At 60.4% G+C, this 20,342-nt stretch carries 19 protein-coding genes; 11 read left to right on the top strand and 8 right to left on the bottom strand.

The window, feature by feature from the left end; translation table 11 throughout:
- Positions 1-109 precede the first annotated feature (109 nt).
- From BLL42_RS20005 to BLL42_RS20020, 4 genes are all read left to right on the top strand, one after another.
- Positions 110-1,213 (top strand): extracellular solute-binding protein, encoded by a 1,104-nt coding sequence (locus tag BLL42_RS20005; RefSeq protein WP_071553625.1) that lies wholly within the window; start codon positions 110-112, stop codon positions 1,211-1,213.
- Between the two features lie 233 nt (positions 1,214-1,446).
- Positions 1,447-2,355: an ABC transporter permease gene (locus tag BLL42_RS20010; RefSeq protein ID WP_071553626.1), complete on the top strand. Its 909-nt coding sequence runs from the start codon at positions 1,447-1,449 to the stop codon at positions 2,353-2,355.
- Positions 2,352-3,200: an ABC transporter permease gene (locus BLL42_RS20015; RefSeq protein WP_071553627.1), complete on the top strand. Its 849-nt coding sequence runs from the start codon at positions 2,352-2,354 to the stop codon at positions 3,198-3,200. Before BLL42_RS20010 ends, BLL42_RS20015 begins: the two co-directional genes overlap by 4 nt.
- Positions 3,201-3,218: 18 nt before the next feature.
- Positions 3,219-4,274, top strand: a complete 1,056-nt coding sequence (locus BLL42_RS20020) for an ABC transporter ATP-binding protein (RefSeq protein ID WP_071553628.1) — start codon at positions 3,219-3,221, stop codon at positions 4,272-4,274.
- 105 nt (positions 4,275-4,379) lie between these two features.
- Here BLL42_RS20020 and BLL42_RS20025 read toward each other — a convergent pair whose 3' ends face one another.
- Positions 4,380-5,309 carry an AraC family transcriptional regulator gene (locus BLL42_RS20025; protein ID WP_071553629.1) on the bottom strand — a complete coding sequence of 310 codons (930 nt, stop codon included), beginning with the start codon at positions 5,307-5,309 and terminating at the stop codon, positions 4,380-4,382.
- Between the two features lie 338 nt (positions 5,310-5,647).
- Here BLL42_RS20025 and BLL42_RS20030 point away from each other — a divergent pair, with 338 nt between their 5' ends.
- On the top strand, positions 5,648-6,013 hold the full coding sequence (locus tag BLL42_RS20030; RefSeq protein ID WP_071553630.1) for a putative quinol monooxygenase: 366 nt from the start codon (positions 5,648-5,650) through the stop codon (positions 6,011-6,013).
- A 9-nt stretch (positions 6,014-6,022) separates the two neighbouring features.
- Positions 6,023-6,286 carry a hypothetical protein gene (locus BLL42_RS20035; RefSeq protein WP_071553631.1) on the top strand — a complete coding sequence of 88 codons (264 nt, stop codon included), beginning with the start codon at positions 6,023-6,025 and terminating at the stop codon, positions 6,284-6,286.
- Positions 6,287-6,295: 9 nt separating this feature from the next.
- Here BLL42_RS20035 and BLL42_RS20040 read toward each other — a convergent pair whose 3' ends face one another.
- From BLL42_RS20040 to BLL42_RS20065, 6 genes are all read right to left on the bottom strand, one after another.
- Entirely contained in the window at positions 6,296-6,928 is a 633-nt protein-coding gene (locus BLL42_RS20040; RefSeq protein WP_071553632.1) for a flavin reductase family protein, read from the bottom strand.
- Positions 6,929-7,073: 145 nt separating this feature from the next.
- A complete protein-coding gene (locus tag BLL42_RS20045) occupies positions 7,074-7,400 on the bottom strand; it encodes a hypothetical protein (protein ID WP_071553633.1) in 327 nt (108 codons plus the stop codon).
- A gap of 450 nt (positions 7,401-7,850) precedes the next feature.
- Entirely contained in the window at positions 7,851-9,170 is a 1,320-nt protein-coding gene (locus BLL42_RS20050; RefSeq protein ID WP_071553634.1) for an MFS transporter, read from the bottom strand.
- A 260-nt stretch (positions 9,171-9,430) separates the two neighbouring features.
- The gene (gene mifR / locus BLL42_RS20055; RefSeq protein ID WP_071553635.1) at positions 9,431-10,756 is read right to left on the bottom strand and encodes a two-component system response regulator MifR; all 1,326 of its coding nucleotides are present in this window, start codon (positions 10,754-10,756) and stop codon (positions 9,431-9,433) included.
- Positions 10,750-12,516, bottom strand: a complete 1,767-nt coding sequence (locus BLL42_RS20060) for a sensor histidine kinase (protein WP_071555804.1) — start codon at positions 12,514-12,516, stop codon at positions 10,750-10,752. The genes mifR and BLL42_RS20060 overlap by 7 nt, the downstream gene beginning before the upstream one ends.
- Positions 12,517-12,672: 156 nt before the next feature.
- Entirely contained in the window at positions 12,673-14,196 is a 1,524-nt protein-coding gene (locus tag BLL42_RS20065; RefSeq protein WP_071553636.1) for a fumarate hydratase, read from the bottom strand.
- Between the two features lie 441 nt (positions 14,197-14,637).
- On the opposite strand from BLL42_RS20065, the gene BLL42_RS20070 reads away from it, so the two are divergent.
- The 3 genes from BLL42_RS20070 to BLL42_RS20080 are packed head-to-tail and all read left to right on the top strand — an operon-like array spanning position 14,638 to position 17,450.
- Positions 14,638-15,744 carry a GGDEF domain-containing protein gene (locus BLL42_RS20070; RefSeq protein ID WP_071553637.1) on the top strand — a complete coding sequence of 369 codons (1,107 nt, stop codon included), beginning with the start codon at positions 14,638-14,640 and terminating at the stop codon, positions 15,742-15,744.
- On the top strand, positions 15,737-16,672 hold the full coding sequence (locus BLL42_RS20075; RefSeq protein WP_071553638.1) for an iron-sulfur-binding ferredoxin reductase: 936 nt from the start codon (positions 15,737-15,739) through the stop codon (positions 16,670-16,672). Before BLL42_RS20070 ends, BLL42_RS20075 begins: the two co-directional genes overlap by 8 nt.
- 28 nt (positions 16,673-16,700) lie before the next feature.
- A complete protein-coding gene (locus BLL42_RS20080) occupies positions 16,701-17,450 on the top strand; it encodes an enoyl-CoA hydratase-related protein (protein WP_071553639.1) in 750 nt (249 codons plus the stop codon).
- A 302-nt stretch (positions 17,451-17,752) separates the two neighbouring features.
- Here the strand turns inward: BLL42_RS20080 and pyk are convergent, their stop codons facing one another.
- Entirely contained in the window at positions 17,753-19,204 is a 1,452-nt protein-coding gene (gene pyk / locus BLL42_RS20085) for a pyruvate kinase (protein WP_071553640.1), read from the bottom strand.
- Between the two features lie 190 nt (positions 19,205-19,394).
- On the opposite strand from pyk, the gene BLL42_RS20090 reads away from it, so the two are divergent.
- Together BLL42_RS20090 and BLL42_RS20095 are read left to right on the top strand one after the other, a co-directional pair.
- Entirely contained in the window at positions 19,395-19,769 is a 375-nt protein-coding gene (locus BLL42_RS20090; protein ID WP_071553641.1) for a tetratricopeptide repeat protein, read from the top strand.
- A 196-nt stretch (positions 19,770-19,965) separates the two neighbouring features.
- Complete coding sequence (locus tag BLL42_RS20095; protein ID WP_071555805.1) at positions 19,966-20,325, top strand: PilZ domain-containing protein; 360 nt, start codon at positions 19,966-19,968, stop codon at positions 20,323-20,325.
- The last annotated feature ends 17 nt before the right edge of the window (positions 20,326-20,342 follow it).

Genomic DNA, 20,342 nt, shown 5'->3' on the forward strand with positions numbered 1-20,342 from the left:
CCGCAGACCTTGCTACAGCCCTTGTGATACGGGGGCTTGCAGCGGATCGAATAGCGCGGGCGCAAGGGATGCTCCTACCTCATACCTACAACAATAAAGGGAGTCCTTCATGGGCGATCATGATCTGAACAGAAGACAATTCATCAAGACCGTAGGTGTTGCATCGGTTGCGGTGGCGGCCATGAGCATGCCGTTCATCCGCGCCAACGCCAGTGACACACGTTTTCAGGGCAAGACCCTGCGTCTGTTGACCTGGTCTGATGACACCGGGCTTGCCGCACTGCGCAACATCGCCGCGACCTTTGAAGCCAAGACCGGCGCCAAGGTCATCGCGGACCGCACTGGCAGTACCTCGGAAATGGTCGCCAAGCTCAAGGCCGGTGGTGATCGTCCGCAATACGACATCATCACCCTGGCCGGTGTGGGCGCTGAAGGCCTGGCCGCCGCCGGTCTGCTGGAAAAGCCTGACCTGAACCGCATTCCCAACCTGATCGACGTACCGGAGAAATACCGCACCGGGGCCAACGGTCACGGTATCGGTTACCTGCTCTGGTGCAACAGCCTCGTCTACAGCTCCCGCACTCAGAAAGAAGCCCCGGACAGCTACGCGGCCCTGTGGGATGCGGACCTGGCGCCGAATATTTTCCTGCCGCCGCCGAACTGGACCGAGGCCATGGACCTGATCATCATCGCGGCCAAACTGGCCGGTGGTGACGAACACAACATTGAACCCGGCTTCAAGAAACTTGCCGAGCTCAAGAGCCGGGTGGTGACCCTGGGTGAAAACCCGAACCAGATCGCCGAACTGTTCCGCACCGGCTCCCTGGACATGGGGGGGCTGTACGCTCCAGCGTTCTTCCCGAAACAGATCCGCGATCCGGCCTACGGTCTGAGTGCGACCTTTGGCATGAAGGAAGGTTTTTACACCGACCTGATGCAGTCGGTCATGCCGAAGAACCGTCCGGGCGATACCGACCTGGCCTACGCCTTTATCGACCACTCCCTCGACCCGCTGGTGCAGGGCAAGATGGCCGAAGACATCTTCAACGGTCCGGTCAATGCCAAGGCAATCATCTCTGCCGAAGCGCGTAAGAGCCCGTACATCCTGACGCCGGAGCAGATTGCCGAGAAGGCGATCATGCACGACAACGCCTTCCTGGCGACCGTGCATGACCAATGGATTCGTCGTTACACGGAAATCTTCTCTTCCTGATCTGAATTGCGGGGGAGGTTCTTCGAACCTCATCGCGGCACAGGTATGAAAGCTGACCGGATCTCCCCGTAGGAGCTGCCGAAGGCTGCGATCTTTTGATCTTGATGTTGATCTTGATCTTCATCGGCTCAGAAAAGATCAAAGTCAAAAGATCGCAGCCTTCGGCAGCTCCTACAAGGGCCGCGCATTCAGATATTTCCTGTACCTGATCTTCCATTGACGAGACCATTGCTATGGAACACCAACCTCTGACCCACCCGGTCGGCGCCGCTGTCACGCGCCCCCGCCTCGGCGTTTCGCCAACGACGCGCGCCTGGTTTTTTCTTTCGCCATCGATGCTGTTTCTCGGTGTGCTGATGGCTGCCAGCCTGCTGGTGTTGCGCATGAGCGTGGGCACCAAAGGCGCAGAATGGACCGGCTTCAGCCTGGCCAGTTATGCCCAGTTGCTGGAACCCTATTACCTCAAATCCCTGATATTGACCTTGCGTCTGGCGTTGTTCAGCGCGGTGATTGCCGTGCTGCTGGCGATCCCGGTGGCGTACACCATGTCGCGGCTCACTTCACCCTTGCTGCGCCGGATATTTCTGGCAGCGGTGCTGTTGCCGTTGCTGGTCAATCTGTTGCTGCAAAGCTACGGCTGGCTGGTGATTCTAGGCCCCGGCGGAATGCTCAATCAGGCGTTGATGGGGCTTGGCCTGATCAAGCGTCCGATCATGCTGCTGTACAACCAGAACGGCGTATTGATGGGCCTGGTACAAACCGCTTTCCCATTGGCCGTGCTGCCGATTGCCAGCGCCATGCGCGGCGTCGCGCGGACCTACGAAGAAGCCGCGGCAACCTTGGGCGCGAGTCGCTTTCAGGTGTTCCGCCAAATCGTGTTGCCGATGAGCCTGCCGGGGATTATCACCGGCGCGACCCTGGTGTTTGCCTACAACGCCAGCAGCTTCGTGGTGCCTTTGCTGCTGGGTGGCCGGCGCGTGCCGATGCTTGCGGTGATGGTGCATGACCAGATCGCCCCGCTGATGAACTGGCCTGCGGCTTCCGCTGCTGGTGTGGTGCTGATCGTCACCACGCTGGCGATCATGACCTTGTCCGAATACATCACTGGCCGTCGTCGGCGCATGCTGGAGGCTTCGCAATGAGCACGTTGATCAAGAGGCGCCAGTCGCTGTTACCTGGCGATACCGGGAAGTTTGCCGGCGTGTTGTCCGGTTTCATCCTGCTGCTGGCGGTACTGCCGATTCTGACCATGATCGTCATGTCGTTCAGTGGCGCGTCGAATCTCGATTTCCCGCCCAGCAGCTACAGCCTGCAATGGTATCGGGCCGCCTGGCACACCTTCGTGTCGCCGGATGCCAGCGATGTGCTGAGCCTGGGCAAAGCCATGTCCACCAGCCTGATGGTGGCGTGCCTGACCATGGTCTTCGCGACCCTCATCGCGGTGCCGGCGGCCTATGCGCTGACCCGTTGCGAGTTCCGTGGCAAGGCAGTGGCGCTGCAATTGATGTCGCTGCCGTTGGTGTTCCCGATGGTGGTATTGGGCCTGGCACTGCTGCTGGTGTTCGACAGCCTGCCGTTCCAGATGACCACCTCGCGGCTGGTGATTGCCCACGTCATTCTGGCGTTGCCGTTCGTGGTGAAGAACTGCACGGCGGCGATGCTTTCCATCGGCAGTGAAGTCGAAGAGGCCGCACAGATGCTCGGCGCTTCGCCGACGCGGGCGATAGTCGATGTGGTGGTGCCGTTGATGAAGTCGGGGATCCTCGCGGGGATGCTGCTGGCGTTCATCGTCTCGTTCAACGAGTTCACCGTGACCTACTTCCTCTACACCATCGATGTCATGACCGTGCCGATCTGGATGTACAGCCGCACCGTCTCGTCGCTGGACCCAACCGTATTCTCGTTTGCCGTGCTAATTGTGCTGATCGACTTCGTCCTGATCTGGGCGTTGGAGAAGCTGGTTGGCGAAGGTGGCGTCTCGTTTTGATTTCTTGAGGTGATTAACATGACTGGTCTGATTCTGGAAAACGTCGAGAAACGCTACGGCACGGCGTGCGCGGTCAAGGACGTCAATCTGCACCTGCCTGAGGGCAAACTGGTGTGTTTTCTCGGCCCTTCGGGCTGTGGCAAAACCACCTTGCTGCGGATGATCGCCGGCCTGGAAACCCTGAGCGGCGGTGAAATTCGTCTGGACGGTGAAGACATTGGCCATACGCCGGCGCACTTGCGCAACTTCGGCATGGTGTTTCAGTCGTTGGCGCTGTTCCCGCACATGACGGTCGGCGAGAACATTGCCTATCCGCTGAAACTGCGGAACGTGAGCAAGGCCGATCAGCAAGCGCGGGTGACTGAATTGCTGCAACTGATTCAGCTGCAAGAGATGGTTGATCGTCCGGTGTCGAAACTCTCCGGTGGTCAGCGTCAGCGCGTGGCGATTGCCCGGGCGATTGCCACGCACCCGAAAATCCTCCTGCTCGACGAGCCGCTGTCGGCACTGGACGCCAAGCTGCGCGAGTCGATGCAAGTAGAGATTCGTCAGCTTCAGCAACGCTTGAACATCACCACCATCATGGTTACCCACGACCAGCGCGAAGCCATGACCATGGCCGATATCGTGGTGGTGTTGGGCGAGAATCGGGTGCAGCAGGTGGGTACGCCGATCGAGATCTATCGTCACCCGGCCAACGAGTTTGTCGCCGACTTTATCGGCTCCGGGAACATTTTTCCGGCCACGGCGCTGGGCGGTGGCCGAGTCGGTTTGCCCGGTGGCGATGCGCTTCAAGTGCCGATTTGCAGCAGCATCGTGGTCGGCGAGAAGGTCAGGATGCTGGTGCGTCCCGAGGACCTGCAACTGTCGCATCCGCAGGCAACCGCGGGTAATCGGCTGCTGGGTAAAGTGACGTTTGTGCGGGATATCGGGGCGACCATCGAAACCACGGTCGAGTGTTCCGGGGTCTCGCTGACGGCGTTGAGCACACCGTGCCAGGGCATCGGCCTGAGCATCGGCAACCCGGTGTCGGTGACTATTCCGTCTGAAGCCTGCCGCGTACTTGCCCCCTGACCCGCCATAACACAATCCCCCCGTAGGAGCTGGCGCAGCCTGCGATCTTTTGACTTTACATCTGAAAGATCAAAAGATCGCAGGCTGCGCCAGCTCCTACGGGGGTTAGACAGACATCCGCAACCGCGCCAGATCCCGCAACGGTGGCGCGCCAAACAGCCGGCTGTATTCGCGGCTGAACTGCGAGGGGCTTTCATAGCCCACGCGGTAGCCCGCCGCCGAGGCGTCGATGCCTTCGGCGAGCATCAAGCGCCGCGCCTCTTGCAGGCGCAGTTGCTTCTGATATTGCAGTGGACTCATCGCCGTCATCGCCTTGAAGCGATGGTGCAGGGTCGACACGCTCAGGTTCACTTCCTTGGCCAGCTCATCAATGCGTAACGGCTGCTCGTAGTTGCCGTTAAGCCATTTGATCGCCTGACTGATGCGATGGCTCTGGCTGTTGGCGACGGCGATCTCATACAACCGGTGTCCCTGTTGGCTGCGCAACAAGCGATAGAGAATCTCCCGACGAATCAGCGGCGCGAGCATGGCGATGTCCTTCGGGGTGTCGAGCAAGCGCGCCAGGCGCAGCACTGCGTCGAGCATCGGCTGATCCAGTTGTTCGACATACAGGCCGCGTCCGGCAGGGCGGGTGGGCACGCCGATGGGCCCGGCGTCGGCAATCAATGCGGTGATTTCCGCCGGATCGATATCCAGGCGCAAGGCAAGGTTGGGATGTTCGCTCGACACGTTGACCACGCGTCCACTGAGGGGCATCGAGACCGAAACCACCAGGTAATTGAGGGGGTCGTAATTGAAGTATTCGTCTGCCAGTCGAACTTCCTTGCGACCTTGGGCGAGGATGCACAACGCGGGTTGCGCCAGCCCGGGCGAGAAGTCGTGTGGGGTGCTGTGGCGCGCCAGAATCAGCGAGTCGATGGCGGTCGCGTAGGCGCCATCCTCGGTGGTGTTGCGACGGATGATCGTGGCCAGTTCCGCGCGCTGTTTTTCCATCTCGGCGTCCAGCAGGGCGTGAGTATGATCCGGAGGCGACATGCGAAACATCCTCGGCAAGGTTGATGAGAGGGGCACAGCTTAAATTTGTGCAAGCCAGGACGGTAGGCAAATCCTGCGCAAAACTTGCCTGATTCTGCTGCGCTGGTGCATTCAGCATAGAGATCACGAACATAACGCGAGAAAACTTGCTTGAAATACCTTTGTCACATTTCCGGAGCTGGCCTTGCGCTGGTTTGGCGACCGTCAGGTGCGGGTGCAGGATTGTGCAATAAGCCGGCAGGAATCGACTAACGGGCCTAACGCCCGTCGCTTAATCTCTGTTCCTGTCGCAGCCTCTCTCAAGGCTGCCGATTGCTTTCACTTTGGGAGAGTCGAACATGTCCACGCAGATCCCTGTCAGCCATATGGCTTTTGTCCGCGCCCGCGCTGGCCGCTCGATGGAGTTGGGCGCGCGTTTGAGCGGCCTGATCGAACCGTCGCGTCAGGCCAGCGGTTGCCTGCACTTTGCCTTGCAGCATTCGTTGTGCGATCCCGAACTGTGGCTGGTGTCTGGTTTTTGGGTCGACCAACACGCCATGACGGCCTACTTCAGCACCCCGGCCATGCAGGTATTTGCCGAGCTGGTGCAGGAATTGGTGGTCAACAGCCTGGATTTTCACACCTTCTGCGAAGTCTCGGCGGCTCAGGCTCGCGGCGAATATCCGCAGTTCAACGCAGCACCGTTGCACCAGTTGGCCAGCTGACGGTTTAGAATGGCCGACTTTCCATTGGCCAGGATCCGCGACATGGCACGTAAAGAGTTTGCACAGTTTGAAGCCGTTTCCGCCGTAGTACCGGGTGAGGGAGGCTACAGCGCCGCCATCGCCGTCAAAGCCCTGGGTGGCTCAGGCGCCCCGCGCTTTCACAAAATCCTCGATGAGCAGAAATTCAAGACTGCCTTTGAAGCCGATCAAGCTGCCGAGCAGACGCTTGAGCAGTTGACCGACGTCGCTGAAGACGGCGAGCTGGTCTGGTAACGATCTGGCTCAGGCCTTGGTCGCCCCCGGTCGGAACATCTTGAACAAGGCCTCAGGTCCCAACTGGAAATAATCCGCCGGCCCGCCGCCGCGCAGAATCGGTTCTGCCGCGGCGGTGTCGTACACCCCATCCTTGAGCAGCCATTTGGCAATATGCACGGCGACCACTTCGCCGAGGATCAGCCAGCTCGGCACCACTTCCTTGTCTGCGCGTTGCAACTGAATGATCTGCGTGACCTTGCATTCGAAGGACACCGGGCTTTCGGCGACCCGCGGCACCTGAATGATTTTCGATGCTGCCGGCGTCAGTCCGGCCAGTTCGAATTCGTTGACGTCGGCCGGGACCATCGCGCAACTCTGGTTCATCTGCTCGGCCAGCGGGCGGGTGGCCAGGTTCCAGGCGAATTCGCCGGTCTGCTCGATGTTGTTCAGGCTGTCTTTACGGCCGACGCTTGAGAACCCGATGATCGGCGGAATGTAGTTGAATGCGTTGAAAAAACTGTACGGCGCGAGGTTCAGCCGACCTTCGGCATCCTGTGAGGAAATCCAGCCGATAGGCCGCGGGCCGACAATGGCGTTGAACGGGTCGTGGGGCAGGCCATGGCCCCGGGCGGGTTCGTAGTAGTGAATATCATCAGACATGGCGGACTCTTGCGCAGACGTAAGGGGGAAGGTTGCCATAGTGCAAGTCATTGACGGTGAATGCCACTTTCGGAACGTCGGTTTTGCGCGGTGCCAGAAACAACTAAGCCCGACCGAAGCCGGGCTGTGAAGTCTGCCCGAGGTGTTAGCTGATAGCGGCGGCAGTACCGGTGCGGTCAAAACCATCGGCGGCGACAGCGCCAGCAGTACCGGTGTGATCAAAACCATCAGACGCGACTTTGGCCGAGCCAGTGCGATCGAAGCCGTCAGCAGCGACTTTGGCCGAGCCAGTGCGATCGAAGCCATCGGCGGCGAAAGACGCGGAGCCCGTGTGGTCGTAACCATCGGCAGCTACCGCGGCAGAACTTTCAGTGGTGAAAGCGGCAGAACCGGTGCGGTCATAACCGTCGGCGGCGAAGGTGTTGGCAGCCAGTACGGAGAGGGTCAGAGCGAGGATCAGTTGGGTTTTCATGATGTGTACTCCAGGTTCGTTTGCGTGTTGTGCGTTGGGTATGGCGTTCATACTACGCATGTAAATTTGATTAAAAAGCGCAAATAAATGCTTAAATCAATCTGATTTATCGATGTTTGTTCCATCGCAGACTGTTTTCAGACGCTGCTTGGAAGCCTGCATTCTGTATACGTGCGAGACGTCGGTATGGATTCAGATGGCAGCAGAATGTCGGCTGGGAATTAACGGATCATTAATCGAGCTGAACCCCCGAAGCAGGACCGTCTGGGTATTGGTGGGGGCTGCCGAGTTGTCTTGAGTTTTGGTGTGCCCAAGAAGATCGCAGCCTGCGGCAGCTCCTACGGGATGTATGCCGATCTTTTGTAGGAGCTGCCGGAGGCTGCGATCTTGACGGTCTGTCTGAAACACAACGCGCAAGGGCCTTGCACCCTTGCGCGTATTTTTTGCCTGTTAGTCAGTCTCGATCCGCGAGTGTTTGCGGGTGTCTTTCATGGTCACGTACACCAGCAACGACACCGCGATGCAGGCGGTGACATACCAGTAGTAACCGGTTTCCATGCCAATGCTCTTGAACCACAGGGCAATGTATTCAGCCGTACCGCCGAAGATCGACACGGTCAGCGCATACGGCAGGCCGACGCCCAGGGCGCGGATTTCGGTGGGGAACAGTTCGGCTTTGACCACCGCGTTGATCGAGGTGTAGCCGCTGACGATGATCAGTGCCGCCATGATCAGGAAGAACGCGCCCCACCAGGTCTGGATGGTGTGCAGTGTGGTGAGGATCGGCACAGTGAACAGGGTGCCCAGAATGCCAAAGGCAATCAGGATCGGTCGCCGCCCGACTTTATCCGACAAGCCGCCAATAACCGGTTGCAGGCACATGAACAGGAACAGCGTGGCCGCCGAAATGGTGGTGGAGTCGGAAATGCTCATACCGACGGTGTTCACCAGGTACTTCTGCATGTAGGTGGTGTAGGTGTAGAAGGCCAAAGTGCCGCCCATGGTCAGGCCGACCACGGTCATCAGTTCCTTGGGATGACGCAGCAGGGTGCGCATGGCACTTTCTTTGGACTTTTCTTTCTTGGTGAACGACTCGGTTTCTTCCATTCCGCGACGCAGGTACAGCGCCACGACCGCGCACAAGGCACCGATGGCAAACGGAATACGCCAGCCCCAATCGTACAGTTGTTCGGTGGTCAGGGTTTGTTGCAGCACGATCAGCACGCCCAGGGCGATGAGCTGGCCGGAGATCAGTGTCACGTACTGGAAGCTGGAGAAGAAGCCGCGACGTTCCTTGGTCGCCATCTCGCTCAAATAGGTTGCCGAGGTGCCGTACTCGCCACCGACCGACAGGCCTTGCAGCAAACGGGCGAACACCAGCAGGATCGGTGCGCCGACGCCGATGGTTTCATAACCCGGGCTCAACGCGATGATCAGCGAGCCGAAACACATCAGATACACCGAAGCCATCAACGCAGCTTTACGCCCGGCGCGGTCGGCGTACAGGCCCATCAGCCAGCCACCGATCGGGCGCATCAGGAAGCCCACGGCGAAAATCGCAGCGGTGTTCAACAGTTGGGCGGTGGTGTCGCCTTTGGGGAAAAAGGCTTTGGCGAAGTACAGCGAGAAGGCGGCGTAGACGTACCAGTCGTACCACTCGACCATGTTGCCGACAGAGCCGCTGAAGATCGATTTGATGCGGCTGGCAGTGGTTTTTTCTTTGGCAGGCACAGCGGCCGACCCAAGAGGCAGGGTTTGTGAGTTATCCATGACGGATCCTTCATTTAATTGTTTTTGTGGAGCGCGCGTAAACGCAGCCTGCGAGGGCTATAGCAGGAGCTGTGCCAGTTGGGATAGGGCCGGTTTAGAGGGGGTTGCGGGAATGAGTGAGCGGAAATCCGCTTATCGGTCAGGGGTGGGTAAGCGGAAAACCGCCGAAAAGATCGCAGCCTTCGGCAGCTCCTACAGTGGATCCGCGTACACCCCGTAGGAGCTGCCGCAGGCTGCGATCTTTTGATCTTGACGATCGATTACAGGAACATCTCTCGACTCAACCCATGCCGCTGCATCTTTTCATTGAAGGTCCGGCGCGGCAGTTGCAGTTCTTCCAGCACGGCTTTGATATCGCCCTTATGCCGGGTCAGTGCGGCTCGCAGGCACTGTGCTTCGAAGGCTTCCTGCTGGGCGGCGAGGGACTGGCCGGGTTCGATACCGACCGGTTCCGGCTCACCCAGGCCCAGCACCTGGCGCTCGGCGACGTTCGCCAGTTCGCGCACGTTGCCTGGCCAGTCGTGGCTCAGCAACCGACTCAACTGCGGGCCACTCAGGGGGGGGAAGCTGCGTCCCAGCCTTTGCGCGGCGGCTTGAGCGAAGTGCTCGAACAGCAACGGAATGTCCTCACGCCGTTCGCGCAACGGCGGCAGGCGCAACTCCGCGACGTTCAGCCGATACGCCAGGTCTTCGCGAAAACGCCCGGCGCGGGCTTCATCCAGCAGGTCGGGTTTGGTCGCGGCAATGATCCGCAGGTCCACGTGAATACTCTGGTTGGAGCCCAGTCGTTCGAGCTTTTGCTCCTGCAACACCCGCAGCAATTTGACCTGCTGAGCCAGTGGCATGCTTTCGATTTCATCGAGGAACAAGGTGCCGCCATCGGCGTATTCAAGCTTGCCGATACGTTTGCCCTGAGCGCCGGTGAAGGCGCCGCTTTCATGGCCGAACAACTCGGCTTCGAACAACTGCTCGGGGATCGCCGCACAGTTCAGCGCCACGAACGGCTTGTCGGCGCGGGGGCCAAAATCATGCAGGCAACGGGCGACTAACTCTTTGCCGCTGCCGGTTTCGCCGCGAATCAGCACGTTCACCGGCAGCGCCGCGAGGTCCAGCACTTGGCGGCGCAGGGTTTGCAAACCACGGGAGACGCCGAGCAAGCTGGCGTCGAGTTTGCTGCGGTTATCGGCCTGCTCGTGCAAAGCGCGGTTTTCCAGCACCAGCCGACGCTTGTCCAGCGCCCGGCGCAGGCTGCTGAGCAAGGTTTCGGGGCTGAAGGGCTTTTCGAGGAAGTCGTAGGCGCCATCGCGCATGGCTTCAACCGCCATCGGCACATCGCCGTGACCGGTCAGCAGGATCACCGGCAAATCGGCATCCAGCTGTTGCAACCGGGCCAGGAGTTCCAGGCCGGTCATGCCAGGTATGCGCACATCGCTGAGGATCACCCCGGGAAAGTTCGCCGGCAGCTGTGCCAGGCATTCATCGGCGCGGCTGAACAGTTGCACGGCGAACCCCGAGAGGCTCAGCCACTGTTCGACGGCATCGCGAATACTGCTTTCATCGTCGACCACGATCACTGAGTTCAACATTGAATGTGTGCCTCCAGATCGATGGGCAAGGTGAGGGTGAAGACGGCGCCGTCGCCCTGGTTATCGGCGTTAAGACGACCGCCGAGCTCATGCACGATGGCGAACGATACGGCCAGCCCAAGGCCCAGACCATCACCCACCGGTTTGGTGGTGAAGAACGGATCGAAGACATTTGGCAGGTCCTGTGGCGCAATACCGCCGCCGCTGTCGGCGACCGTCAGGCGCCACAACTGCTCATCGGCTTCAAGGCGGATCGCCAGGCGTTTGAGCGGTTTGTCACGCATCGCATCGAGGGCGTTGCGCAGCAGGTTGATCAGCACCTGTTCCAGGCGAATCGCATCGCCGCGAACCCAGGCCGGGCGACTCAGGTGCAACACACAGTCGATCTGTTCATCGCGCAGCCGAGCGTCGAGCAATTGCAGGGATTGATCGACCACCGCCGCCAGGTCCAGACGCTCGCGCAAACCGCTGGGGCTTTTGCGCGCGAACGTCTTGAGATGACCGGTGAGGGCGGCCATGCGCGTCAGCATCTCATCCACCGGTCTCAGTGCTTTATACGCGTCGTCGACCCGGCCGTGATCAAGCAACAGGCGCAAGGTTGCGAGCTGCATGCGCTGGGCAGTGAGTGGCTGGTTGATTTCATGGGCCAGGGCCGCCGACATTTGCCCCAGCGCTGCGAGTTTGGCCGACTGCACCAGACCGTCCTGAGCGGTGCGCAGGTCGCGGGTACGCTCTTCGACCAAACGTTCAAGCTCTTCGCGGCTGCGCTGACGCAATTTGGCCAGACGCCAACGCTGACTCAGAAACAGGAGCAAAAACACCAGCGTCAGCCACACCCCGGCGGCCGCTAGCCCGGCGTTACGCAAATCTTCGAAGGCCACCTGCGGGCGCCGCAACAGGTGCAAGGTCCAGCCTTCGGCGCTCAAGGGCAGCGATTCCCAGAGATAATCGGCCGCACCGTCGGGGCCGTCGACGTGGGCCAGATAACTGTTCCCGTCAAAATGCCGAATCGGTTGATGGTCGAGCGGGGTCAGCGGTTGCTTGTCGTATTGGCGAGTGGCTTTGAGCTCGGCGCGATCAGTCTCCGACAGCGCACCCAGCAGCCGATAGCGCCACCCCGGTTGATTGGCGATAAACACAATGCCCCGCGAATCGCTGACCAGCAGGGTGTCGCTGCCCTGACGCCATTCGCGTTCCAGCTCCGGAAACTCGAGTTTCACCACCATGGCGCCGAGAAACTCGCCATTGTCAGCCGTCACCGCACTCGACAGAAAATAACCCGGAATCCCGCTGGTCACGCCCACCGCGTAAAAACGCCCGGCACCCTGGCTGCGGGTCTGGCTGAAATAGGGGCGAAAGCCATAGTTGTGGCCCACATAACTGCTGGGCAAGCGCCAATTGCTGGCGGCGACGGCCAGGCCGGTGTGATCCAGCAGTTCCAGGGTAGACGACTGGGCGGCGCCGTTGATCCTCTCCAATTTACGGTTAAGGGCATCCTGTTGATCAGCACTCACCGGGCCATCGAGTGCGGCGCGCAACTCCGGATCCAGCGCCAGCACGGCGGGCAGGGTGCGGTAGCGTTCGATCAGGGTGTGCAGGGAGTTGGCATACAGCACCAGTTGCTGATTGGCGCGGGCGGCATCGTCGACCTGGGCCTGGCGTTCGGCGTGGCGCATGGCAAGGCCGGCCGCCAACGCAGCGCCGGCGAGGATCAGCAGGATGTACAGCGTCAGGCGTAATGGCCGGGGAATCGCAAGCATGGCGTAAGAAACAGTCAGCAATACGGGCGCGCACCATAGCATGCAGTGATGCAGGAGTACTTCACCAAAGACACCGTCGGCCAGCGCGAATGGAAAACAAAAAAAGCCGCACTGTTTTTGCAAACAGTGCGGCTTTCTTTTCCAACGGCTAAATGCTTACTGCACTTCTACCGCCAGGCTTTCACTGATTTTCTTCTGCCAGATGGCAGGTCCCGTGATGTGCACCGACTCGCCCTTGCTGTCGACCGCAACAGTCACGGGCATGTCTTTGACATCGAACTCGTAGATTGCTTCCATGCCCAGTTCGGCGAAAGCCACCACGCGGGACTTCTTGATCGCTTGCGCCACCAGGTAAGCCGCGCCGCCCACTGCCATCAAGTAAACGGCTTTGTGGTCCTTGATCGCTTCGATCGCGGTCGGGCCGCGTTCGGATTTACCGATCATGCCCAACAGGCCGGTTTGCTCGAGGATCTGACGGGTGAACTTGTCCATCCGCGTGGCCGTGGTCGGGCCAGCCGGGCCAACCACTTCTTCACGCACCGGATCAACCGGGCCGACGTAGTAGATGAAGCGGCCCTTGAGGTCTACCGGCAGGGTTTCACCTTTGTTCAGCATCTCGACCATGCGCTTGTGCGCAGCGTCGCGACCGGTGAGCATTTTGCCGTTGAGCAGGACGGTTTCGCCCGGCTTCCAGCTCTGCACTTCTTCCGGCGTGAGGGTGTCGAGGTTGACGCGACGGGCCGACGGGCCGGCTTCCCAGACGATTTCCGGGTAGGCGTCCAGCGGTGGCGCTTCCAGCGAGGCCGGGCCGGTGCCGTCGAGCACGAAGTGCGCGTGACGGGTGGCGGCGCAGTTGGGGATCATGCACACCGGCAACGAAGCGGCGTGGGTCGGGTAATCCATGATCTTCACGTCGAGCACGGTGGTCAGGCCACCCAGGCCCTGAGCGCCGATGCCCAGCTGGTTGACCTTCTCGAACAGCTCCAGGCGCATCTCTTCGATACGGTTGGACGGGCCGCGCTTTTTCAGCTCGTGAATGTCGATGGATTCCATCAACACTTCCTTGGCCATGACTGCGGCTTTCTCGGCGGTGCCGCCGATGCCGATGCCGAGCATGCCCGGAGGGCACCAGCCAGCGCCCATGGTCGGAACGGTCTTGAGCACCCAGTCAACGATCGAGTCGGACGGGTTGAGCATGGCCATTTTCGATTTGTTCTCGGAGCCGCCGCCCTTGGCGGCCACGTCGACTTCCACGGTGTTACCCGGAACGATCGAGTAGTGGATCACCGCCGGGGTGTTGTCCTTGGTGTTTTTGCGAGCGCCTGCCGGGTCGGCGAGGATCGAAGCACGCAGGACGTTTTCCGGCAGGTTGTAGGCGCGACGCACGCCTTCGTTGATCATGTCGTCCAGTCCCATGGTCGCGCCATCCCAGCGCACGTCCATACCCACACGGACAAACACGGTGACGATGCCGGTGTCCTGGCAGATTGGGCGGTGGCCGGTGGCACACATGCGCGAGTTGATCAGGATCTGCGCGATCGAATCGCGGGCTGCCGGCGATTCTTCACGCAGGTAGGCCTCGTGCATCGCCTGGATGAAATCCACGGGGTGGTAGTAGGAAATGAACTGCAGGGCGTCAGCAACGCTCTGAATCAGGTCGTCTTGCTTGATCACGGTCATGAGTCGCGCTCCTCTAAAAGACGGGAACATTCAATAAGGTGCTTGCAGTTGGGGTGCATCGGTCGGCTGCAAACACCTTTACAAGGCACGCCGGGGTTGCTGGCGCGACGCTAAAAAGGCGCGGCAGTATACCGCGCCTCGGGTTTCGGCACATCCGTTGGCGATCAAACGAAGGTCGCCTGTCTCTCTTGCCATACTTGCTTCTATGTTCCTCCTGCCACACTCGCGTAGGAGCTGCCGCAGGCTGCGATCTTTTCGTTCGCCGCGCGCGAATCAAAGATCAAAAGATCGCAGCCTTCGGCAGCTCCTACGGGGTGGTAGTCGACGGCTGCCAGAGGCCTCAAAAATTGAATGGTCATTTTTGGGACGCAACACTAAAGTGACATCTGGCCTTTAGGGTAGGACGCTCTTATCAGCCCCCTTCGCACGGTGAGTCAACGATTGACCCATAACGCTCTCCAGAGTCTGTTGCTCAAGCGCTTTATTCTGGCGACGGGTACGTATGCGCTGGCGTTATTGCTGCTGTGGCTGGCGATTCTCAGTGGTCACTATCAAGGGCCGGTGCGCAGTGCGGTGATCGGCACGGTGCTGGTGATGCTCAGCCAGTCGGTGTTGTTCGCGGTGTTTTTCAGCGGGCGCAATCAGCGCTTCTCCGACCCCAGCCTGACTGAGGTTCAGGTGCTCCTGGGGCTTGGCTGGCAGACCTGGCTGATGGCTCATCTGGACTCGGCCCGTGGCGCCTTTCTGGTGTTTTACCTATTGATTCTGTTATTCGGCCTGTTCCATTTGCCGCGTCGGGCATTCGTCCGATGCGCGGTATTGGTTTTTATCAGCTTTGCGGGCCTTAACCTCTGGGAAGGCTATCACCTCGAACTGGCCGACCCGACCCTGGCGGCGCTGCAAGTCTGCGTGTTGTTCATCGTGCTGGTCTGGCTGACGCTGTACGCCAGCTACGTTCAGACCTCACGCAATCGCATGCGCAAGCGGCGGTTTGCCTTGCAGGCGCATCAAGACACCTTGCGCGGGATGATGCGCCAACTCGAAGACCTGGCGGCCACCGACGAACTCACCGGGCTGTTCAACCGTCGGCATTTTATACGCCTGGCCTCGCGCGAACTGCACAGCATGGAAGAGGGCGCGGTGCATGGTCTGGCACTGATTGACCTCGACCATTTCAAACGCATCAACGACAGGCATGGCCATGCGGCTGGCGATCAAGTGTTGCAGGCGTTCGCCGCCGTCGCCACGGCCTGCCTGCGCGAAGATGATGTACTGGCGCGTTATGGCGGCGAGGAATTTGTGTTGTTGCTACCCGATTGTGATCCCGAGCGCCTGACCTCCTGCTGCGAGCGGCTGCGCATCGCCTTTACCGAGGTCGAACTGATCGGTCTGCACGTGCAGGACCTGAGCCTGTCCGCCGGCATGACCTTGCTTGAACCGGGCGACCCTCTGGATGACGCCTTGCAGCGTGCCGATCAGGCGCTTTACCGCGCCAAGCGTGGCGGTCGCAATCGCTGCGCTGCGGCCTGGGAAAACGTCGATGCCTGAGTTACGTGTTGGCGAGCGCCAGTGGTCGGTGGCGGCGGGCAGCAATCTGCTCGATGCCTTGAACCAGAACGGTATGCACGTGCCTTACAGTTGCCGCGCCGGCAGTTGTCATGCGTGCCTGGTGCAGTGCATCAAAGGTGAGGTGAGCGACCGGCGCCCCGATGCGCTGAGCGCCGAGCAGCGTCAGCAAGGTTGGCGGCTGGCCTGTCAGTGCGAGGTCGTCGATGACCTGCACGTGGCGGTGTTCGATCCGCTGCGCGACGGCTTGCCGGCCACTGTCGAAGCCGCCGACTGGTTAAGTGCCAGTGTGTTGCGCCTGCGATTGCAGCCTGAGCGACCCTTGCGCTATCAGGCCGGTCAGCATCTGGTGCTGTGGGCCGGGAGCGTGGCGCGGCCGTATTCGCTGGCCAGTCTGCCGCAGGAAGATCGTTTTCTGGAGTTTCACCTCGACTGTCGCTTGCCGGGCGAATTCAGCGATGCGGCACGGTTGCTGAAGATCGGCGACCCGATCCGTCTGGGCGAGTTGCGCGGCGGTGCACTGCATTACGACCCCGACTGGCAAACCCAACCGCTGTGGCTGCTGGCGGCCGGCACCGGATTGGCGCCGTTGTTCGGCGTATTGCGCGAAGCGTTGCGCCAGGATCATCAAGGCCCTATCCGGGTGATTCACCTGGCCCATGATGCCAGCGAGCATTACCTGGCCAAACCCTTGGCGGCGCTGGCGGCACACCGTCCCAACCTGAGTATCGAATTGCTGACGGCGGCTGAGCTGACAGCGGCTTTGGCGCAATTGCGCCTTGTTTCCCGGCAAACCCTGGCTTTACTCTGCGGGCACCCTGACAGTGTCGATGCCTTCGCCCGGCGCCTGTACCTGGCGGGGCTGCCGCGCAATCAACTATTGGCCGATGTCTTCGTGCCGCGTGGTTGAACGCGAAATCACTTTCACGAGACTCACCATGACGAACGCCATCCTGCTGGAACGTGAGTGCGGGCTGCTGACCTTGCGCCTGAACCGCCCGGACAAGAAAAACGCCCTCACCCGCGCCATGTACAGTCAGTTGGCGGACGCCCTGCAACAGGCCGACGCCAACCCCGAGATCAACGCCATATTGATCACCGGCAGTAGCCAATGCTTCACCGCTGGCAACGACATCGCCGACTTCCTCGAAGAGCCGCCGAGCGACCTCGCCAGCCCGGTGTTCCAGTTCATGCGCAGCCTGCTGGAATGCCGCAAGCCGGTGATCGCCGCCGTGGCCGGTGCTGCCGTGGGCATTGGCACGACCCTGCTGTTGCATTGCGATCTGGTGTACATCAGCGCCGACGCGAAGTTGCGCATGCCCTTCGTCAACCTCGGGCTGTGCCCGGAGTTTGGTTCGAGCCTGATCCTGCCGCGCTTGCTCGGGCAGGCCAAAGCGGCAGAATTGTTGCTGCTCGGCGAGGGGTTCAGTGGTGAACAGGCCGCCGAATGGGGCATCGCCACTGCGGCGTTGTCCAATGGCGAAGCCGCATTGGCCAAAGCGCGGGAGATGGCGCTGCGCTTCGAAACACTGGCGCCCGAAGCGGTGCGTATCAGCAAACAGCTGATGAAAGCCCCGGATCGGGAGCAACTGCGCACAGTGATCGAGGAGGAGGGCAACCTGTTTGTTCAACGGCTGCGTTCGCCGGAAGCGATTGCGGCGTTGTCGGGGTTTATCAACAGAACCTGAAGGTTGCAGGCCCGCCCGTAGCAGCTGCCGAGCCTGCGAGGCGGCGTTCGAGGACGAAGTCCTCGTAAATCCTGCATGCGCGGTTTTACTGAAAGAACGCGTTGCCTGATTTTACGGCTGCTTCGCAGCCGAACGCCGCCTCGCAGGCTCGACAGCTGCTACGGGGGGCTGCACTGTATTTCAACGTTATGTAGATACTTGGGCTTTAGATCGTTCCCAAGCGGTGGAACGATCATTGCGCCGCAAACGAAAAAGCCCCGGCATTCACATGCCGGGGCTTTTGCGATTCAGCCGTCCGTGACTCAGACCATCTTGTCGCCAACGTGCAGGATCTTCATGCCGTTGGTGCCGCCGATGGTGTGGTAGCTGTCGCCCTTGGTGAGGATGACCCAGTCGCCTTTCTCGACTACGCCGCGTTTGAGCAACTCGTCGATTGCGGCCTGGCTGACTTGCTCAGGCGGCAACGATGCCGGGTCGAACGGTACGGTGTAGACGCCACGGAACATGGCCGCGCGGGCCTGGGTTTCGCGGTGCGGGGAGAACGCGTAGATCGGCACCGAAGAACGAATGCGCGACATGATCAACGGCGTGTAGCCACTTTCGGTCAAGGCAATGATCGCCTTCACGCCCGGGAAGTGGTTGGCCGTGTACATGGCGGCCAGGGCGATGCTCTGGTCGCAGCTTTCGAACACTTTACCGATGCGGTGGCTGGAGGTTTTGCTGGTCGGGTGCTTTTCAGCGCCGATGCAAATCCGCGCCATGGCCTCGACCGCTTCGAGCGGGTATTGGCCGGCGGCGCTTTCAGCCGAGAGCATCACGGCGTCGGTGTAGTCGAGCACGGCGTTGGCCACGTCGGACACTTCAGCGCGGGTCGGCATCGGGTTCTGGATCATCGACTCCATCATCTGGGTCGCGACGATCACCGCTTTGTTGTGGCGGCGCGCGTGCAGGATGATCTTCTTCTGAATACCCACCAGCTCGGCGTCGCCGATTTCCACGCCCAGGTCACCACGAGCGACCATCACGGCGTCTGAAGCTTTGATCAGGCCGTCGAGGGTTTCGTCGTCGGCGACGGCTTCAGCTCGCTCGATTTTCGCCACCAGCCAGGCAGTACCGCCGGCCTCGTCGCGCAGTTGGCGGGCGTATTCCATGTCGGCGGCGTCACGCGGGAAGGACACCGCGAGGTAGTCGACTTCCATTTCGGCGGCGAGCTTGATGTCGGCCTTGTCTTTTTCTGTCAGGGCCGGGGCAGTCAGGCCACCACCGCGACGGTTGATGCCTTTGTGGTCCGACAGCGGGCCGCCGATGGTCACGGTGCAATGCAGTTCGGTCGCGGTGGCGGTATCCACGCGCATCACCACGCGGCCGTCGTCGAGCAGCAGCTCGTCGCCCACGCCGCAATCCTTGACCAGGTCCGGGTAGTCGATACCGACCACTTGCTGGTTGCCTTCGGTCAGCGGATGGCTGGTGGAGAAGGTGAATTGATCACCGATCTTCAGCTCGATGCGCTTGTTGGCAAACTTGGCGATACGAATTTTCGGGCCTTGCAGGTCACCCAGCAGGGCGACGAAGCGGCCGTGCTTGGCGGCGAGCTCGCGCACCAGCTTGGCGCGAGCCTTGTGCTCGTCGGGGGTGCCGTGGGAGAAGTTCAAGCGGGCGACGTCCAGGCCAGCCAGAATCAACTGTTCGAGAACTTCCGGCGAGTTACTGGCCGGGCCAAGGGTAGCGACGATTTTGGTACGACGAACGGACATGCAGAGACTCCTGAGTTCAAGCGCTGAGTGAGGCTACTATGCTCTGCGGCTGTAGTCATTGTTCGTTTGCACTACCTATTATTCGTTTTTTTGTTATTAGCTTCTTTATTGAACGGTACAACTTTGATTCGAAGCCTCCTGAAGATTTTCACCAACGGGTCGATACAGAGCTCAAGACAGGAGAACCCCCATGCGATTCGTGCTCATTGCCGCCCTTGCCCTCAGCGCCACGGGCTGCACCCGTTGGTCGATGGACCATCATTTGAACAACGCCTACCGCGCCTATGACCGCGGCAGGTGCGAGGACGCGATGCTCGAATTGTCCCAGGTCGACCGCGACAGTCGGGCACGCCCCTACATACAACCGGAAGTGTCGATGCTGCGCGGCCAGTGCCTGGAACGGCAGAAGCTCTACGTCGACGCAGCCCAGACTTACCAATTCATCATCGCCCAGTACCCGAACAACGAGTACGCGTACCGTGCCCGCGCGCGCCTGGAAACCTTGCAGTCACTGGGTTGGTACCCACCGCGTAGCAGCGCCAAAGCCATTCCCGCCCCTTTGTAAATGCCAAAACCCCAAAAGATCGCAGCCTGCGGCAGCTCCTGCGGATTTGCGTACGGCTTCGACTACTCGGCGTAGGAGCTGCCGCAGGCTGCGATCTTTTGGGGTGCGTGTGCCAGCCTTGAGCTAATCTTCGATTAGCACGTTCCGAAGTATGAGTACGACCCTGCTCAAGGGGCTTTCCATTGTGATAAACAGCCTGTTCACTGACCGCCGAATCGAGCGGCATCAACTGCCGTATTTTCTGAGAGTGTTCAACAGCATCACCGACAAGCCTGTCGGCTTTATCGGTAATGCCTCGGACGATGGCCTGATGCTCATATGCCCGTTGCCGATGATGGTCGGCGCAGCGTTTGATCTGCGCCTGAAAATCCCTGCCAGCGAGGGTGTTTTGCAAGTCATCGACCTGCGCGCCTGTTGCCTGTGGTGCCATGAAGACGCCACCCCCCACCACTACGACGCCGGTTTCGAGGTGCAACGCGCACCGCCTGAATACGGGCAACTGGTGAGTGCCTTGCACCAGTACTTCAGCTTTTATCCGGTGCCGACTTCGGCGTAAGCCTTTCCCGCAAAAGA

The organism is Pseudomonas frederiksbergensis (assembly GCF_001874645.1).
Classification (GTDB): domain Bacteria; phylum Pseudomonadota; class Gammaproteobacteria; order Pseudomonadales; family Pseudomonadaceae; genus Aquipseudomonas; species Aquipseudomonas frederiksbergensis_B.

Excerpts from the sequence above, each read along its gene's own strand:
- BLL42_RS20090 (WP_071553641.1), top strand. The coding sequence starts at position 19,395 with ATGCGATTCGTGCTCATTGCCGCCCTTGCCCTCAGCGCCACGGGCTGC.
- pyk (WP_071553640.1), bottom strand. The coding sequence starts at position 19,204 with ATGTCCGTTCGTCGTACCAAAATCGTCGCTACCCTTGGCCCGGCCAGT.
- BLL42_RS20010 (WP_071553626.1), top strand. The coding sequence starts at position 1,447 with ATGGAACACCAACCTCTGACCCACCCGGTCGGCGCCGCTGTCACGCGC.
- BLL42_RS20020 (WP_071553628.1), top strand. The coding sequence starts at position 3,219 with ATGACTGGTCTGATTCTGGAAAACGTCGAGAAACGCTACGGCACGGCG.
- BLL42_RS20015 (WP_071553627.1), top strand. The coding sequence starts at position 2,352 with ATGAGCACGTTGATCAAGAGGCGCCAGTCGCTGTTACCTGGCGATACC.
- BLL42_RS20060 (WP_071555804.1), bottom strand. The coding sequence starts at position 12,516 with ATGCTTGCGATTCCCCGGCCATTACGCCTGACGCTGTACATCCTGCTG.
- BLL42_RS20040 (WP_071553632.1), bottom strand. The coding sequence starts at position 6,928 with ATGTCTGATGATATTCACTACTACGAACCCGCCCGGGGCCATGGCCTG.
- BLL42_RS20050 (WP_071553634.1), bottom strand. The coding sequence starts at position 9,170 with ATGGATAACTCACAAACCCTGCCTCTTGGGTCGGCCGCTGTGCCTGCC.
- BLL42_RS20035 (WP_071553631.1), top strand. The coding sequence starts at position 6,023 with ATGGCCGACTTTCCATTGGCCAGGATCCGCGACATGGCACGTAAAGAG.
- BLL42_RS20005 (WP_071553625.1), top strand. The coding sequence starts at position 110 with ATGGGCGATCATGATCTGAACAGAAGACAATTCATCAAGACCGTAGGT.
- BLL42_RS20045 (WP_071553633.1), bottom strand. The coding sequence starts at position 7,400 with ATGAAAACCCAACTGATCCTCGCTCTGACCCTCTCCGTACTGGCTGCC.
- mifR (WP_071553635.1), bottom strand. The coding sequence starts at position 10,756 with ATGTTGAACTCAGTGATCGTGGTCGACGATGAAAGCAGTATTCGCGAT.
- BLL42_RS20080 (WP_071553639.1), top strand. The coding sequence starts at position 16,701 with ATGACGAACGCCATCCTGCTGGAACGTGAGTGCGGGCTGCTGACCTTG.
- BLL42_RS20065 (WP_071553636.1), bottom strand. The coding sequence starts at position 14,196 with ATGACCGTGATCAAGCAAGACGACCTGATTCAGAGCGTTGCTGACGCC.
- BLL42_RS20025 (WP_071553629.1), bottom strand. The coding sequence starts at position 5,309 with ATGTCGCCTCCGGATCATACTCACGCCCTGCTGGACGCCGAGATGGAA.
- BLL42_RS20075 (WP_071553638.1), top strand. The coding sequence starts at position 15,737 with ATGCCTGAGTTACGTGTTGGCGAGCGCCAGTGGTCGGTGGCGGCGGGC.
- BLL42_RS20030 (WP_071553630.1), top strand. The coding sequence starts at position 5,648 with ATGTCCACGCAGATCCCTGTCAGCCATATGGCTTTTGTCCGCGCCCGC.